Source organism: Prauserella sediminis, assembly GCF_014195435.1.
Classification (GTDB): Bacteria; Actinomycetota; Actinomycetes; order Mycobacteriales; family Pseudonocardiaceae; genus Prauserella; species Prauserella salsuginis.
On sequence record NZ_JACIBS010000001.1, the window covers coordinates 2,760,208 to 2,776,389 of the forward strand.

At 69.1% G+C, this 16,182-nt stretch carries 15 protein-coding genes; 10 read left to right on the plus strand and 5 right to left on the minus strand.

All coding sequences use genetic code 11. The features are described 5' to 3' along the window. Positions 1-137: 137 nt before the first annotated feature. The 4 genes from FB384_RS12590 to FB384_RS12605 form a co-directional block, all read right to left on the minus strand. Entirely contained in the window at positions 138-1,649 is a 1,512-nt protein-coding gene (locus tag FB384_RS12590) for an SLC13 family permease (RefSeq protein ID WP_183782905.1), read from the minus strand. Positions 1,650-1,880: 231 nt separating this feature from the next. Continuing rightward, a complete protein-coding gene (locus FB384_RS12595) occupies positions 1,881-2,867 on the minus strand; it encodes a M56 family metallopeptidase (protein ID WP_183782906.1) in 987 nt (328 codons plus the stop codon). Between the two features lie 34 nt (positions 2,868-2,901). Continuing rightward, positions 2,902-3,273 carry a BlaI/MecI/CopY family transcriptional regulator gene (locus tag FB384_RS12600; RefSeq protein WP_183782907.1) on the minus strand — a complete coding sequence of 124 codons (372 nt, stop codon included), beginning with the start codon at positions 3,271-3,273 and terminating at the stop codon, positions 2,902-2,904. A 131-nt stretch (positions 3,274-3,404) separates the two neighbouring features. Beyond that, positions 3,405-4,181, minus strand: a complete 777-nt coding sequence (locus tag FB384_RS12605; RefSeq protein WP_183785426.1) for a cytochrome c biogenesis CcdA family protein — start codon at positions 4,179-4,181, stop codon at positions 3,405-3,407. Between the two features lie 144 nt (positions 4,182-4,325). Between FB384_RS12605 and FB384_RS12610 the strand changes: the two genes are divergently transcribed. The 4 genes from FB384_RS12610 to FB384_RS12625 all read left to right on the plus strand — a co-directional run bounded on the left by FB384_RS12610 (position 4,326) and on the right by FB384_RS12625 (position 7,717). After that, positions 4,326-5,957, plus strand: coding sequence for a multicopper oxidase family protein (locus tag FB384_RS12610; RefSeq protein WP_183782908.1), 1,632 nt, complete (start codon positions 4,326-4,328; stop codon positions 5,955-5,957). Positions 5,958-6,031: 74 nt separating this feature from the next. Continuing rightward, positions 6,032-6,784 carry a DsbA family protein gene (locus tag FB384_RS12615; RefSeq protein WP_183782910.1) on the plus strand — a complete coding sequence of 251 codons (753 nt, stop codon included), beginning with the start codon at positions 6,032-6,034 and terminating at the stop codon, positions 6,782-6,784. Further along, positions 6,781-7,404, plus strand: coding sequence for a vitamin K epoxide reductase family protein (locus tag FB384_RS12620; RefSeq protein WP_183782912.1), 624 nt, complete (start codon positions 6,781-6,783; stop codon positions 7,402-7,404). The genes FB384_RS12615 and FB384_RS12620 overlap by 4 nt, the downstream gene beginning before the upstream one ends. Before the next feature lie 70 nt (positions 7,405-7,474). Next, entirely contained in the window at positions 7,475-7,717 is a 243-nt protein-coding gene (locus FB384_RS12625) for an SHOCT domain-containing protein (protein WP_183782914.1), read from the plus strand. A 36-nt stretch (positions 7,718-7,753) separates the two neighbouring features. On the opposite strand, the gene FB384_RS12630 is transcribed toward FB384_RS12625, so the two are convergent. Next, positions 7,754-9,211 carry an alanine/glycine:cation symporter family protein gene (locus FB384_RS12630; RefSeq protein WP_183782916.1) on the minus strand — a complete coding sequence of 486 codons (1,458 nt, stop codon included), beginning with the start codon at positions 9,209-9,211 and terminating at the stop codon, positions 7,754-7,756. A gap of 307 nt (positions 9,212-9,518) precedes the next feature. Between FB384_RS12630 and FB384_RS12635 the strand changes: the two genes are divergently transcribed. The 6 genes from FB384_RS12635 (at position 9,519) to FB384_RS12660 (ending at position 16,140) form a co-directional block, all read left to right on the plus strand. Next, positions 9,519-10,424 carry a dihydrodipicolinate synthase family protein gene (locus FB384_RS12635; protein ID WP_183782918.1) on the plus strand — a complete coding sequence of 302 codons (906 nt, stop codon included), beginning with the start codon at positions 9,519-9,521 and terminating at the stop codon, positions 10,422-10,424. 137 nt (positions 10,425-10,561) lie between these two features. Further along, on the plus strand, positions 10,562-12,061 hold the full coding sequence (locus FB384_RS12640; RefSeq protein WP_183782920.1) for an aldehyde dehydrogenase (NADP(+)): 1,500 nt from the start codon (positions 10,562-10,564) through the stop codon (positions 12,059-12,061). Between the two features lie 49 nt (positions 12,062-12,110). Then, complete coding sequence (locus FB384_RS12645) at positions 12,111-13,112, plus strand: proline racemase family protein (protein ID WP_183782922.1); 1,002 nt, start codon at positions 12,111-12,113, stop codon at positions 13,110-13,112. Between the two features lie 55 nt (positions 13,113-13,167). Next, on the plus strand, positions 13,168-14,322 hold the full coding sequence (locus FB384_RS12650; protein WP_183782924.1) for an NAD(P)/FAD-dependent oxidoreductase: 1,155 nt from the start codon (positions 13,168-13,170) through the stop codon (positions 14,320-14,322). After that, on the plus strand, positions 14,319-14,657 hold the full coding sequence (locus FB384_RS12655) for a (2Fe-2S)-binding protein (protein WP_183782926.1): 339 nt from the start codon (positions 14,319-14,321) through the stop codon (positions 14,655-14,657). Before FB384_RS12650 ends, FB384_RS12655 begins: the two co-directional genes overlap by 4 nt. Then, positions 14,650-16,140, plus strand: coding sequence for an FAD-dependent oxidoreductase (locus tag FB384_RS12660; RefSeq protein ID WP_183782928.1), 1,491 nt, complete (start codon positions 14,650-14,652; stop codon positions 16,138-16,140). Before FB384_RS12655 ends, FB384_RS12660 begins: the two co-directional genes overlap by 8 nt. Positions 16,141-16,182 lie beyond the last annotated feature (42 nt).

Genomic DNA, 16,182 nt, shown 5'->3' on the forward strand with positions numbered 1-16,182 from the left:
GGCGGCCTCCCACATGGCCGTGGGCCGCACGGGAGGTCCGTGCCTGCAACGGCAACGGACCTCCCGTGCGGTTCACCTACCGGGTCCCGCGGCGCGCGCCGGGTCTTCGACCCTGCACCACGCGGGCGTACCGCGGGTCACAACCCGATGCCCAGGATCCAGGCTCCCAGCGTGTAGGTGCCCAGCGTCACGAGCACGATGCCGATGACGTTCAGCCAGACACCGCCCTTGATCATCTGCCCGATGGTGACATGCCCGGAGCCGAACACGATCGCGTTCGGCGGGGTGGCGACCGGCAGCATGAAGGCGCAGGTCGCGGCTAGCGCTGCGGGCACCACCAGCAGCATCACGTCCATGCCCAGCCCGACGGCCACTGCGCCGAGGATCGGGACGAAGATGCTGGCCATCGCGGTGTTGCTGGTCAGCTCAGTCATGAACAGCACGATCACCACCGCGGCGGCGACGAACAGGATCGTCGGCAGCACGTCGAGGTTGGCGACCTGATCACCGAGCCAGGTCGCGAATCCGGTCTCCTCGAACTGCTTGGACAGCGCGAGACCACCGCCGAACAGCAGCAGAATGCCCCACGGCAGTTGCTTGGCGGTGTCCCAGTTCATGGTCCGCACACCCCGCCGGACGGGAAGGATGAACAGCACCACCGACGCGATCATCGCGATCACGCTGTCGTCGGCGTACTCCAGCCAGGTGAGTGCGGCGTCGCCCATGATCTCCTCGTCCGCGAGCAGCGGCAGGATGATCCAGGCCGCCGCCGCACCGACGAACACGGCGAGGGCGTTCTTCTCGCCGCGCGACATCGGGCCGAGTTCGTCCAGCTGCTGGCGGATCAGATCCCGGCCTCCCGGCAGCTCACGGAACTTGGGCCGGTAGACCACCTTGGCCAGGATCAGCCAGGCGAGGAAGAGAAACACGATCGCGATCGGCAGGCCGAACAGCATCCACTGGCCGAACCCGATCGAGATGCCCTGTTCGCCGAGGTAGCCGACCAGCACGGCGTTGGGCGGCGTGCCGATGATCGTGCTCAGCGAGCCGATCGACGCGGCGTAGGCGATGCCGAGCATCAAGGCCGTCGCGAAGTTCGGATCCCCCTTGCCGCTGCCCAACTGCAGTACCAACCCGAGTACCGACACGCCAACGGGCAGCATCATCACGGCGGTCGCGGTATTGCTGACCCACATGCTCAGGAACGCGGTGGCGATCATGAAGCCCGCGATCAGCCGTACCGGGCTGGTGCCCACCAGCATTACGGTGCGCAACGCGAACCGTTTGTGCAGGTCCCAGCGCTGCATGGCCAGCCCGATGATGAACCCGCCCATGAACAGGAAGATGATGTCGCTCGCGTACGGCGCGGTCACATCGCCGATCTCGGCGACACCGAACAGCGGGAACAGCACCAGTGGCAACAGGGCGGTCGCCGCGAGCGGGATCGCCTCGGTGACCCACCAGGTGGCCATCACGACCGCGATTGCGGCCGCCGCCTTTCCGTCCGCCGACAACGAGTTCGGCAGCAGGACATACAGCAGGGCTGCGAGCACGGGGCCGAGCCCCAGCCCGATCCACCGTCGCGTGTTGGCACCGTCGGCGTCCGCCTCGCCGACCGTGGTTCCCGATTCACTACCAGTCTGTGACATGGAACACCTCCCGATCTGGTCGGGAAATGTACCGTGATCGGCTCCCGATGTGTCCCATCCGGTACCGCCTCGTTGTACGAAACGTCGCGGTAGCCTCCGCGGCAGGCGCCGGCCCGAGGCCGCGCCGCGGTAGCGCGACTCGTCCGAGTACGGGGCACGGCGGCACCCTTCGGTGCACCGTGCTGCGGGGATCACGGCCGCCCGGCGGTTACGTGCGCTCCGGGATTACGGCTACCGGGCGATGGTCAGCGGATCGCAGAACGCAAAACTCGGGTCGCAGAACGCGAGACCGGTGGCCGAGAGTGCACCGGTGATGACCGGGCCGGCCGTCAGCAGCGCGAGTGTTGTGGTCAGCAGTGCGCGGGCTCGCCAGCGTTGCGCGAAGCCGACTGGTTCGGCCAGGCGTTCGGCACGGTCGAGCACACCGACACCGGTCGCACCGAGTGCACCGGTCGGCAGGGTCGCGGCGCCGGAGAGGGCGAGCAGCGCACCGAGCACGGTCTGCCGGCCGTGTGCCCGGGCGGCGGTGTCGTCGGCGCACATCTCCAGCAGGCGGGCGACCTCGGCGGCGCCGGTGGTGAACAGTGGGACCTTCGGCAGCGTGCCGGCAAGGCCCCGGGTCGCGGCGAGTACCAGGTGGTGGCGGCCGTCGAGATGGGCGCGTTCGTGGGCCAGGACGGCCGCGAGATGCGGTGCGTCCAACGTGTCCAGCGCGCCCTGGGAGACCACGATGGCGTGCGGGCGGCCGGCGACGCAGTAGGCGAGCCGTTGCGGGGATTCGACCACGACCGCGTCGGAGCCGGGCAGCTCTCGGCCTGCCATACGGGCCATGCGGGCGTGGTCGTGTGTGCGGGCGCGTGCGGCGAGGAGCCAGCGGACGATGCGCGTGACGAGGAAGCCCGCGGCCGCAACCGCACCCGTGGTCAGCGCGAACAGCCCGGCTTGGAGTGCCACGCCCGCGTCACCCGCCGCCACGGCTTCGAGCGCGGCGAGACAACTGTCGAGGATCCGGACGGGTTGGTGCGAGCCCAGTGTCGGCGCGACGAGTGCGAGAACCGCTGCGGCTGCCCACGAGGCCGGGACACTGATGATCGCGACCAGCCACACGGCGACACCGAGCCGGGGAGCCACCCCGGGCCGTGTCCAGCGGGTGAGCAGCCGGGGACCGAGCGTGGCCACCACGAGACCGTAGAGGAGCAGGCACGCCGCGATGCTCATGCGACCTCCCCGGGAGTGGGCGCGCCGGCGGGGGTCAGCCGGAGTCCGTGCCGGATGCCCATCGCCGCACCACCTTCCGCAGCCGGGTGGACTCGCCGTCGTCGATCTGTTCGAGGAATCGGGTGAGGACGAGTCCGGGATCGCCGCCGGAGTCCATCGCCTCCCGCATCAGCCGGGCACTGTATTCCTCGCGGCTGAGCGCGGGCCAGTACAGGTAGGCCTTGCCCTGTCGGTCGCGGTCCAGCCAGCCCTTGCGGTACAGGTTGTCCATTGTGGACATGACCGTCGTGTAGGCGATCTCCCGGGTGGTCTTGAGCCCTTCGAAGACGTCGCGCACCGTGACCGTGTCGCCGCTGTCCCATATGCGGTCCATCACGACCGTTTCGAGTTCGCCGAACCCGCGCATCCGTCCTCCCGTGTCGCCTCAGCGGCATCCAGGGTACGTGGCATCGGGAGAGCTCGGTTCTCCCCGGCCGTCGCCCTGCGGAGGGGTTTCACGCAACATGTCGTCGGGCCGCGCTGTCACCGGTCCCGGCTTCAGATCGGCAGGGTGAACCCGGCGATCGGACCTTGCAGCCACGAGATGAACGCGCCCCACAGTCCGGTCACCAGTGCGAACCCGATGGCGAGCAGGAACGCACCGCCTGCCTGTTGCACCCGGCGTATGTTGCGGCGCAGCCATCCGGTGGCGCGTACCGCCCACCGGGTGCCGAGTGCCAGCAGCACGAACGGAAGGCCGAGGCCGAGGCAGTAGGCGAGGATCAGCAGGATTCCCCGCGCGGTGGTCGGCCCGATCTGGGTGCCACTGGCCAGTGCGATCACCCCGGCCAGCGTCGGGCCGAGGCAGGGTGTCCACCCCAGGCCGTACACCGCGCCGAGCAGCGGCGCGCCCCACAGTCCGTCGCGCGGCTTGTGTTTCGGCTTCAATCCGCGCTGCAGCGGGCTGAACGCCCCGAGGAACACCAGCCCCATGACGATGGTGATGATGCCCCCGGCGCGTTGCAGCCACTGTTCATTGGCGAACAGTGCGTCCGAGAGGCCGAGTACGGCGACGGTCGCGCTGGTGAACACGACCGTGAATCCCGTCATGAACAGCAGTGCGGCACCCGCGACCCGCCACCTTCCGTTCATGGGTCGTGCCTGACCCTCGGTCGTCGGGGGCGGTTGGCTGCCGACGAGTCCGGCCAGGTAGCCGAGATATCCGGGCACCAGTGGCAGACAGCACGGCGAGGCGAACGACACGGTTCCGGCGGCGACGGCCAGTAGTGCGGCCACCAGTAACGGCCCGGAGACGGCCAGTTCCGTCAGCTCCACTGCGACCTGCCCGGTCGTCGACGGCTCGTCGTCATACCGCACCCTCCGCCATTCTGCGTACCTACGTCGTAGAGTAGTAGAAGTCGATGAGCGTCCATCGCGGCCCACGTCGGGTGAGTTCGGCGAACGAGGTGAGAAGCAGGCATGCCTGAGCTGCCGGTATCACGCCGGAGTGTGTTGTTGGGTGCGGTCGGTGTCGCCGGTGCGGCAGCGGCCGGTGGCACCTGGTGGGCGCTGAGTCCCGGTGACGCCCCGGGGAATGGGCGCGTGACGGCATCGTCCGATGCGGTCGCGCGGGTGGAGCAAGCCCGGCGGAGCCGGGGTTCCGGGCGCACGGTTCGGGCGAAGCTGACCGCCGAGCCCGCCTCGGTGGACCTGGGCGGTCGTGTGGTGCGCACGTGGGCCTACGACCAGCAGGTCCCGGGGCCGGTCGTGCGCTGTTCGGCCGGGGATCAGCTCGTCGTCGAGGCCGTCAACCGGCTTCCGGAGCCGACCACGGTGCACTGGCACGGGCTGCGGTTACGTAACGACATGGACGGCGTGCCGCACCTGACGCAATCGCCCATCCCGCCCGGCGAGAACATGCGGTACGCGTTTACCGCGCCCGATCCGGGGACCTACTGGCTGCATCCTCATGTCGGTGTCCAGCGGGAGCGCGGGCTCTACTGTCCGCTGATCGTCGACGACCCCCGCGATCCCGGCGACCACGACGTCGAGTTCGTGGTGGTGCTCGACGACTGGATCGACGGTGCGGGTGCGACTCCCGGTGAGGTGCTGGACACGCTCAAGGCCGGCGACATGGACGCCAGGTACCGCACCGACGTGCAGGTCGGCGCCGTGAGCGACCGCTCCGGCTCGTGGCAGTACGACCGCCCGGCCGAGCTGGCTAATCCGCCGCGCGGTATCACGCCGGAGTCCCCGGCTTCCCGCATGGCCAGCAGTGTGGAGTTCCCCTTCTACCTGCTGAACGGGCGGTTGCCGACCGCGCCGGAGACGTTCCGCGCCAGGCCGGGGCAGCGCGCCCGGGTCCGGCTGATCAACGCGGCGGGGGCGTCGGTGTTCCGGGTGGCGCTCGGCGGGCACCGGCTGACCGTCACGCACACGGACGGATTTCCCGTCGATCCGGTCACTGTGGACACTCTGCACATCGGTTCCGGTGAGCGCTACGACGTGTCGGTCGACCTCGACGACGGCGTGTTCCCACTCGTCGCGGTGGCGGAGGGAAAGGGTGCGCAGGCTTTCGGCGTGGTGCGCACCGCCGGTGGTGAGGCTCCAGCGATGACGGTGCAGCCTGCCGAACTCGGCGGACGCCTGCTGAAACTGTCGGACCTGCGTGCCACGTCGGCCGTTCACCTCGCGTCACGTTCGCCCGAGGTGACCCACACCGCGTACCTGACCGGCGACATGAACAGCTTCGCGTGGCGGATCAACGCCGAGACGTACCGCCACGACCGTCCGTTCGACGGCATCACGCCACTGACCGTGCAGGAGGGTCAGCGGGTGCGGCTGGAGATGGTCAACCAGACGCCGATGTACCACCCCATGCACCTGCACGGGCACACATTCGCGATTCGCGCCGTCAGTGACACGGCAGGCGGCAACGCCACCCGGCTTCCGGAGGGCACCCGAAAGGACACGGTGATGGTCGGTCCCGGTGAACGGGTGGTCGCCGATCTGCTGGCCGACAACCCCGGTCAGTGGCTGGTCCACTGCCACAACGCGTATCACATGGCGACCGGTATGGCCGCGGTCGTGTCGTATGTATCCGGTGGCTGACCGGGGCTCGACGATGATCTACGTATCTATGTAGTAGGATAGTAGATCACCGAAACTCCGACCCTGGGAAGTCGATGCCGAACCCCGAAAACCCTGTGACGCGCAGGTCGAGGCTGTCCACGAACACCGTCCTGACTCTGGTCGTGCTGCTGGCCGCCGCCGTCGTATTCGGTGGAGTTCTGCTGTTCAACGGCAGCAAGAGCGACGGTGCGGACGGCACTCGCAGCGGAGGCTCCACCGTCGCAGCCGACGTGCTCCGGAAACCGGACAGCAACACGCTGCTGGACAAACCCGGCGCCGAAGTGACCATCGTCGAGTTCCTCGACTATCAATGTCCCGCGTGCGCCGGCTACTACAAGAAGATCACCAAGAAGCTCGAGGAGGACTACGCGGGACGGATCACCTTCGTCACCCGCAACTTCCCGTTGGACATGCATCCGCTGGCCGTGCCGGCCGCGCGGGCTGCGGAAGCCGCGGCGCTGCAGGGCAAATACCGCGAGATGTACCACGAGCTCTACGACAACTACCTGTCCTGGGCGCGTACGGCCGACGGCAGCCAGGCGAGCGCGGACCTGAACGGCGCACAGGCCCGGTTCGACGAGTTCGCCCGCCGGATCGGCCTCGATCTCGACCGGTTCCACCGTGACCTGAACTCCGAAACCGTCACGCAACGGATCGAACGGGACCGCGCCGACGGTCGCCGAGCCGGCGTGTCGGGCACGCCCACGATCTTCGTCAACGGCAGTGAGTTCTCGCCGTCCGGGGAGACGTTCGCCGACGTGGAGGAGCAACTGCGCGAGCAGATCGAACAGGAATTGGCGCGATGACCGCCGAACGGGCGGGCGCACCTGCCGCGTCCGAGGCGTCGTCATCGGTTCGCCGGTTGGGCTGGCTGTACGTCGTCGGCGGCGGCGGCGGCCTGGCGGCGGCGATCGCCTTGATACTGGAGAAGCTCGCCACTCTCGCCAATCCCGACCACGTGCCGACCTGCACGCTCACCCCGGTCGTCTCGTGCGGGTCCGTGATGGACAGTGCGCAGGCCACCGCGTTCGGGTTCCCGAACCCGCTGCTCGGCATCGGTGGTTTCGCGGTCGTGGTCACCGTGGGCGTGGTCCTGCTGTGTGGTTTCCGGCCGCCACGCTGGTTCTGGCTGGGAATGCAGACGGGCACGACGTTCGGTGTCGGATTCGTGCACTGGCTCATCTACTCGAGCCTCTACGACATCGGCGCGTTGTGCCCGTACTGCATGGTCGTGTGGGTCGTGACCATCCCGATCTTCTGGTACACGACACTGCACAACCTCACCAGCGGTCACCTCACCCCCGGCGGGCGGCCGGTCGCGCTGGTGTTGGCCCGCTATCACACGGTGGTGCTGACGCTCTGGTACCTGGCGATCGTGGTTCTCGTGTTCGAGGCGTTCTGGTTCTACTGGCGCACCCTGCTCTGAACACCTTCCTTCCGCATGCCCGGGCAGCGGGACGGGCACTCACGCGGACAGGCACCCCGACGGAGAGGCGGTGGTCGACATGATGGACGGCATGATGGGCATGGGCTGGTGGATGGCCCTGTGGGGAGTCGTCGGCCTGGCCGTGCTCGTGCTCGTCGTACTGGGTGCGGTGTGGCTCGCCCGCAACCTCGGCGACGGACGGGACCGGTCCCGGGTCGACGGGGCCGAACAGGAGGTCCGCCAGCTCTACGCCGCGGGCCAGATCGACCGCGACGAGTACCTCCGCCGCCTCGACGACCTCCGGAACCGGTGACCCCTGGGTCGTGCCTCCGGCGTGAACGGCCCGATCTCAGGACGTCGAGTGGGTTGTCGAGCTGCGTCCGGCATCGGACTGCCAGCAGTCGAGGTCGCCGAGCCCGATCGAGGCGGGGACGAAGGTCGGATCCAGTCCGCGTCGTCGCTGTGCGTCGAAGTCACGCAGGGCTCGCAGCGCCGGTTTCGCCAGCAGCAGCAGACACAGCATGTTGACCCAGGCCAGGGAGGCGTAGCCGATGTCCCCGATCGCCCAGATCAGGTCGGCGGACTGCACCGCGCCCCAGAACGTCATCGCGAGGAGGGCGGTCTTGAGCACGGCGGTGGCAGCCAACGGGGTCCGGCGGAGCACATACGCCAGATTCGTCTCGCTGATGTAGTAGAACGCCACCAGGGTCGAGAAGGCGAACAGCGCGAGTGCCACCGCGACGAAGGGGCCGCCCGCTCCGGCGGACACCGAATCCATCGCGGCCTGGGTGTAAGCGGGTCCGGCTTCCGTGCCGGGAAGGTTCGACGCCAGGGCGGGCCCTTCCGCAGGCTCGACGTTGTACGCACCGGTCACGATGATCATCAATCCGGTCGCCATGCAGACGAACAACGTGTCGATGTAGACGGACAAGCACTGCACCAGACCCTGTTTGGCCGGGTGGGACACCTGGGCGGCCGCGGCGCTGTAGGTGCCCTCACCGACTCCGGCGACGTTGGAGAACAGCGCGCGGCGCACGCCCCATGCGATCGCCGCGCCCAGAATGCCGCCGTACACCGAGTGGGCGCCGAATGCGCTGGAGAGAACCAGGCCCACGGCCGAAGGCAGCGCGGTCACGTTGAACGCGAGCACGACCACGGCCGCCAGGATGTAGGCGCCTGCCATGAACGGGACGATCACCTGGACGAACTTCACGATGCGTTTCCGGCCGCCGACGATGATGAACGCCAGCGCCACGGTGATGACGATCGCGCTGATCAGCGGGTCGATGCCCAAGGCCGAGTCGAAGCTGCTGGAGATGGCGTTGGACTGGATGCCGGGCGCCAGGACCGCGTAGAGGACCGCCGCGACGACGGCCGCGCCGACCGCGACCTTGCGTAGTCCGAGGCCCTTCTCGATGTAGTACGGCATGCCGCCACGGAACTGGCCGTCGATGCGGCGCTTGAAGATCTGGGCGAGTGTGGACTCCACGAAAGCAGTGGCTCCGCCGAGGAAGGTCATCATGGCCATCCAGAACAGGGCTCCGGGGCCACCCGCGGCGATCGCCGTCGCGACGCCGGCGATGTTCCCGACACCGACGCGGCTCGACATGGCCAGCGACAGCGCCTGAAACGGGGAGATCCCCTCGTCGGACTGCCGCTGCTCGCTCCGCACGAGTTGTCGAACCATCGTCGGGAGCAGCCGGATCTGCATGCATCGGGTCAGGAAAGTCAGCAGCAGTCCGAAGCCCAACGCCACGACCACCAGTGGCGTCCAGAGCCACTCGTTGACCTGTGTCAACAGTTCCATTCGCGAGTCCTCCTCGTCGAGTCGGCGAATGCGGTGTGCCATGTAACATTGCACAACCATGAGATGTCCAGGGTGATCTGCAAACACATCGCGCTGTGATCGCATTGATGCTGCAGGTCGCGTGCGGGCGGCGGCGCGTCGTACGCCGGCCGCACGCCCGGTGTTTCACTCCGGGGGAAGCGAGGTCGGCTTCCTCCGAAGCGGTGATGGCGTGCTGTGTCACGAGACAGTAGGCCCTTGCGGACGACAGTGCAATGTCACATACTACGGCCGTTACGCTTTTCGTTCCCAATGAAGGGGAGGCTCGATGACCGAGCAGCTCAAGCCCTGGCGCGGCATCCATGTCGCCTCGGCACTGCAGTTCAACGACGACCTGTCGGTCGACTACGACGGCTTCGCCGAGCACGTCCAGTGGCTCGCCGCCAGCGGCATGCACGGCATCACGCCGAACGGCTCACTCGGCGAGTACCAGACACTGACCGCCGAGGAACGCGCTCGCGTGGTGACCACCGCGGTCGAGGCCGCCCCCGACGGTTTCCACGTGATGCCCGGCGTCGCGGCGTACGGTGCCCTCGAAACCCGCCGCTGGGTGGAACAGGCCGCCGAGTCCGGAGCGCACTCGGTCCTGCTGCTGCCCCCGAACGTCTACCGCGCCGACAAGGCCGCGATCGTCGAGCACTACCGCATCGCCGCGGAGGTCGGAATTCCGATCGTGGCCTACAACAACCCGTTCGACACCAAGATCGATCTCTCTCCCGCGCTCTTGGCCGAGCTGCACGCGGAGGGGCACATCGTCGCGGTCAAGGAGTTCACCGGCGACGTTCGGCGCGCCTACGAGATCGCCGAGCTCGCACCGGATCTCGACCTGCTGGTCGGCACCGACGACGTCGTCCTCGAGCTGGGCCTGGCCGGAGCGGTCGGCTGGATCGCCGGCTACCCCAACGCCCTGCCCACCGCGAGTCTCGAACTGTACAACCTGGCCACGTCGGGCGACCCCGCCGACATCGCCAAGGCATTGCCGATGTATCGCGACGTGCACTCGCTGCTGCGATGGGACTCCAAGACCGAGTTCGTCCAAGCGATCAAGCTGTCCATGGACGTGGCCGGCCGCAAGGGCGGCACGTGCCGCCCGCCGCGCTCCCCGCTGGCTCCCGAGGTCGCGGAGCAGGTCGTCGCCGACACCAAGAACGTCCTGGCCAAGGGCTACAAGTAGGCGGCTGTGGGTGGGACGGTCCGCGCCGTCCCACCCACATTCGGCGCCCCGGGACGAGAGCCGGCCGTCTACGACCCGCGCGGGTGCGCCCTCGTCCCCACCGAGTCCACGCGTAACCGCATGGGAAGGCACCACCGATGACGACCACCGACAAGGACCTGGCTCGCGAGCTCACGGCTCCGGCAGAACCGACCACGGCCGAGGAGGTGGACCGGATCGCTGCGGCGTCCGCCGAAGCCGGCCGCTTGTGGGCGCGTACGGACCGCGCCGAACGCAGCCGCGCGCTCGAGGCGGTCGCCGATGCGCTCGACGACGCCGCCCCGGTGCTCATCCCGATCGCGGGGCGCGAGACCCACCTCACGGAGGGCCGGCTGGCCGGTGAACTCGCACGCACGACGTTCCAATTGCGACTCTTCGCCGAGACGGTCCGCGAGGGCTCCTATCTCGACGCCCGAATCGACCATGCCGACCCCGACTGGCCGATGGGCGCGCCGCGACCGGAGCTGCGCCGCTCCCAGGTGCCGCTGGGGCCGGTCGTGGTCTTCGCCGCCAGCAACTTCCCGTTCGCCTTCAGCGTCGCCGGTGGTGACACCGCCTCGGCGCTTGCCGCCGGCTGTCCGGTGATCCTCAAGGCGCACCCCGGACATCCGGACCTGTCCGCGACCACCGGTGCCGTCGTCCGCGCCGCGCTGGAGAACGCGGGTGCGCCGGTCGGACTGTTCGACCTCGTCTGGGGGGCCGAGGCCGGTCGGGCCGCGCTGTCGCACCCGCAGGTCAAGGCGGGGGCCTTCACCGGTTCCATCGAGGGCGGTCGTGCACTGTTCGACATCGCCTGCTCCCGGCCCGAGCCCATCCCGTTCTTCGGCGAGCTGGGCAGCGTCAACCCGGTGTTCGTGACCCGCGCGGCCGACGCGGCGAGGGGAGCCGAGATCGCCGCGGAGTTCACCGGCTCGTTCACCCTGGGCGCGGGACAGTTCTGCACCAAACCGGGCCTGCTGCTGGTCCCCTCCGGAGCCACCGTCACCGAGGTACTGCGCGACACCGAACTCTCGCAGGCCGCGCCTCTGCTGGGCGATCGCATCGTGGCGGGCTACCACGACACCCTCCGGCGACTGAGCTCCGAATCAGGCGTCGAGGTCCTGCGTCGCGGATCGAAGCCGGAGGGGGAAGCCCCGACCCCGACTCTGTTGGCCACCCACGTCACCACGCTGCTCGCCGACCCGGACCGGCTCGTCACCGAGTGCTTCGGTCCGACCGCTCTGGTGGTGACCTACGACGACGAGACCGAACTCGTCGACGTCGCCAGGGCCATCGACGGACAGCTCACCGCGACGCTGATCGCGGAGGAGACCGACGACGTGGCCGCGGACCTCACGCGGGTCCTGGTGGACAAGGCCGGCCGGCTGCTGTGGAACCAGTGGCCCACCGGGGTCTCGGTGACCTACGCCCAGCAGCACGGCGGGCCGTACCCTGCAACGACCGCCCCGGCGACCACCTCGGTCGGCACGGCCGCGATCGACCGCTTCGTGCGCGCCGTGGCGTTCCAGAACTATCCGCAGCACCTGCTGCCCGACGAACTGACCGATTCCCCCGCCGCACCCGCCCTCCGCCGGGTGGACGGCGTTGCGCAGAACTGATTCATCCGCCAACCGGCCCGGCCCGGTTCGTAGTCGAGAGGAGCGGTCGATGAGGACCGGTCGTGTCCTGCATGCCGTCGATTCCCACACCGAGGGCATGCCCACCAGGGTCGTCACCGGTGGCGTCGGGGTCATTCCCGGGGCGACGATGGCCGAGCGGAGGCAGTGGTTCATCGAGAACAGCGACGACCTGCGCACCCTGCTGATGTGCGAACCGCGCGGGCACGCGTCGATGTCGGGTTCCATCCTGCAGCCGCCCACTCGCGCCGACGCCGACTGGGGTGTGCTGTTCATCGAGGTCTCGGGCCTGCTGCCGATGTGCGGTCACGGCACCATCGGCACCGCCACGGTGCTGGTCGAGACCGGGATGGTGACGGTGACCGAGCCCGTCACCCAGGTTCGCCTCGACACTCCCGCTGGCCTGGTCGTCGCCGACGTCGCGGTCCGGGACGGGCACGCCGAATCGGTGACGATCAAGAACGTGCCCTCGTTCAGCCATGCGCTCGATCAGCGGATCGACGTCCCCGGGCTCGGCCCGGTGGTCTGCGACATCGCTTTCGGCGGCAACTTCTACGCCATCGTCGACCTCGAGGCGCTGGGACTGCCGTTCGAACGCGCGGCCAAACAGCAGCTCCTCGATGCCGGTCTCGCCATCATGTCGGCGATCAACGAGCAGGCGCCACCGGTGCATCCCGAACGGCCCGACATCTCCGGCTGCCACCACGTCTATCTCAAGGCTCCCGGCTCGACGGCGGCACACTCGCGGCACGCGATGGCCATCCACCCGGGCTGGTTCGACCGTTCGCCGTGCGGCACCGGCACCAGCGCCCGGATGGCGCAGTTGCACGCCCGCGGTGAGCTCGCCCTCGACACCGACTTCGTCAACGAATCCTTCATCGGCACGACTTTCGTGGGCAGACTCGTCGAGCAGGCCGAAGTCGGTGGGCGCGTCGCGGTGGTCCCGACGATCACCGGACGCGCCTGGGTGACCGGAACCGCTCAGTACATGCTCGATCCCTCCGACCCGTTCCCGGCAGGCTTCGAACTCTGAAGCGGCAGCCACGCGGAAACGTCCCTGTGTCCACAATCGACAACCGGAGGCAGCGATGGCCGACACCGCCGACGTCGTCATCATCGGCGCGGGTGCCCTCGGCGCGGCGTGCGCCTACTTCGCCACCGAACAGGGCCTGCGTGTCCACATCGTCGAGCGCGGCGAGGTCGCAGGCGGGACCACCAGTGCCTGCGAGGGCAACCTGCTGGTCTCGGACAAGGAAGCGGGCCACGAACTCGACCTGGCGTTGTATTCCAACCAGGTCTGGCGCCGCGATCTCGCCCCGCACAACCACCTGTGGGAGTTCGAGAACAAGGGTGGCCTGATCGTCGCCGCCACGGAGTCCGGTGCCCAGAACCTCGCCGAGCTCGCCCGGCGTCAGCGTGACGCCGGGATCGATGTCACCGACGTCGCGGCCGACGAGGTGCATGCCTACGAGCCTCACCTCACCAAGAACCTGACCGCCGCCGCGCACTATCCACAGGACTGCCAGGTCCAGCCCATGCTCATGGCGGCGCAGCTCATCCGCATCGCCCGTGAACGCGGCGCCCGGATCTGGACTCGTACCGAGGTCACGGATCTGCACCGGGACGGCGATTCGGTGACCGGTGTCGTCACCAGCCGCGGCACGATCCATGCCGACCACGTCATCAACGCCGCCGGGACCTGGGCCGGCGACATTGCACAGCTCGCCGGCGTGCACGTGCCGATCCTCCCGCGCCGCGGGTTCGTGCTGATCACCGAACCGCTTCCGCGCACGGTGTTCCACAAGGTCTACTCCGGCGACTACGTCGCCAGCACCACCTCGTCCGACGAGGGATTGCAGACGTCCACGGTCATCGAAGGGACCCGGGCGGGCACCATCCTCATCGGATCCTCTCGCGAGCGGGTCGGTTTCGACGCCACCGTCTCGCTTCCCGCCCTGCGGCAGATCGCGGCGAAGGCGCTGACCCTGTATCCCGTGCTTGCGAAGACCAAGATCATGCGCAACTACCACGGATTCCGTCCGTACTGCGCAGACCATCTGCCCGTGATCGGCCATGATCCGCGTGCGCCCGGGTTGTGGCACGCCGCGGGGCACGAGGGTGCAGGCATCGGGCTCTCGGTCGGCTCGGCGAAGCTGTTGGTCCAGCAGTTGACCGGCCGGGAACCGGATCTCGACCTGACTCCGTTCGCGCCCGAGCGCTTCGACCTCGTGGAGGCATCATGAGTCCCGCCCAGCAGCACGGCACCCCCGACGCGGCCACCACCGAGCCCGAGCGGTTCGAGGTCGTCTTCGACGGCCGCCCGTTACCGGCGATCGCGGGGCAGAGCGTCGGGTCGGTGCTGACCGATGCCGGGATCCGGTCCTGGCGAACGACCCGCACTCAGCTTCGACCGCGTGGTCTGTTCTGCGGTATCGGCGTTTGCTACGACTGCCTGATCACCGTCGACGGCGAGCCCAACCAGCGCGCGTGCCTGGTCCTCGCCCGGCCGGGCATGGCGCTGTCGAGCACGGTGCCCGGTAACGGCCCCTTCGACACGGCAGGTGAGACCGATGACTGAGCACCCCCGCGACATCACAGCCACGAGCCCCCGCTACGACGTCGCCGTGGTCGGAGCAGGCCCGGCCGGACTCGCCGCCGCCGTCACCGCTGCCGAGGCAGGGCGCCGGGTCGTGCTCGTCGACGCAGGCCAGCAGCCCGGTGGTCAGTACTGGCGCCATCCCGACGAGACCGCCCCGCGCGGTGACGAATCGCTGGGCCATCACGACTGGTCCACGTTCGCGGGGCTGCGCACCCGACTGCACGGGCTCGTCCGGCGGCAGCGCATCACCTATCTGCCTCGGCGCCAGGTGTGGTTCGTGCAGCGTCCGTCGACCGGTGACGAACCACCGGCCCACACCCTGCACCTGACCACCGCCTACGCCGGAGCGGACGGGGGTGACGACGGTCCGGACGCCGTCACCGGGGATGCGGTGATCCTGTGCCCCGGCGGGTACGACCGCCAGTTGCCGATCCCAGGGTGGGACCTTCCCGGTGTCATGGCCGCGGGCGGGGTTCAAGCCCTGCTCAAGGGGCATCGCACCGTGGCGGGCCGCCGCGCGATTGTCGCCGGAACCGGGCCGTTCCTGCTGCCGGTGGCCACCGGTCTGGCTCAGGCCGGTGCGGACGTCGTGGCCGTCTGCGAGGCAGGGTCGATCACCGGATGGTCCAGGGACCCGCTGGCCGCAGCCGCGGTTCCCGGCAAGGGGCGGGAGGCCCTCGAATATGCCACCGCGCTGATCCGGCACCGCATCCCGTACCGGCAGCGGACGGCGATCACGGCGATCCGCGGCACCGACACGGTCCAGTCCGTCGAGCTGTCGCGGCTGGACCGTGAGGGCCGCATCCGCAAGCAGGCGGGCACGGTCGACGTCGACCTCGTCGCGCTCGGGTGGGGCTTCACGCCGTCGCTGGAGCTCGTCACGGCGACCGGCGCCGCGACCCGCAAGGACATCGACGATTCGCTGGTCGCGGTCGTCGACGAGGAGCAGCGGGCGACCGTGCCCGGGGTCTACGTGGCCGGTGAGGCCACCGGCGTCGGGGGTGCGGTGCTGGCGGTCGCCGAAGGCGAACTCGCCGGTCTGATCACCGCGCGGGACCAGCGTGCGGCTGTCTCCCAGGAGAGTGTGCGGGCGCTGCAGAAGCGCATCACGCGCCATCGGCGCTTCGCCGCAGCGATGCACACCGCCCACCCGGTTCCCCGCCACTGGCACGACTGGCTGCACCCCGAGACCACGGTCTGCCGTTGTGAGGAGGTCAGCTACCAGCAGGTGTGCGGCGCCCGTGACGATCTCGGCGCCGGGGACGCCCGCACGGTCAAGCTCATGGCACGCCCCGGGATGGGCTGGTGCCAGGGCCGGGTCTGCGGGTTCGCCTCGGCCAAACTCGCTGCTGCTCGGGAGGGCAGGGCACTCACCGCCGACGACCTCCGGCCGACGGCCAAGCAGCCCTTCGCCGCGCCCATTTCGCTCGAGCAGCTCGCGGAGGGTCCGCAACACGAGTGAACCGAGCCCGCGGGGTGAGAACTCGCGGTACCGGCTGTGCGA